The organism is Halomonas sp. ND22Bw (assembly GCF_003011945.1).
Lineage (GTDB): Bacteria > Pseudomonadota > Gammaproteobacteria > Pseudomonadales > Halomonadaceae > Halomonas > Halomonas halophila.
In genome coordinates this window covers 1-348 of sequence record NZ_PXWD01000390.1, presented here as the reverse complement: position 1 = coordinate 348, position 348 = coordinate 1, and the positions used below count along the sequence as shown (strand labels likewise).

At 63.2% G+C, this 348-nt stretch carries 1 pseudogene; it reads right to left on the bottom strand.

Annotation, left to right across the window (positions count from 1 at the left end):
• Positions 1-231: pseudogene (locus tag CVH10_RS18585) on the bottom strand (sugar ABC transporter permease); the annotation flags it as partial.
• Between the last annotated feature and the right edge of the window lie 117 nt (positions 232-348).

The window sequence follows — 348 nt, the reverse complement described above, 5'->3', positions numbered from 1 at the left end:
CAACACCGTCAGCGAGAAGGCGAACTGGCGCAGCAGCGCCGCCTGCAGGGCCGGATCGTTGAGCATCTCCCGGAACCACTCGGTCCCGGTGAAGAAGCGGGTATTGGCATCGAAGACGTCCTGGACCGAATAGTTCACCACGGTCATCAGCGGGATGATGGCCGAGAAGGCCACCAGCAACAGCATGGGCAGGATCAGCCACCACGCACGATTGTTGCGGACTTTAGTCATGGTCGATCTCCACGCGGTACTCGTCGACGTAGAGGCCGAGGCGAGCGTCGGGGAAGCGCAGGTAGGCCTGCCCTGCCGGGGTCGGCTGGTCTTCCTCGATGCGCGCCTTGAGACTGA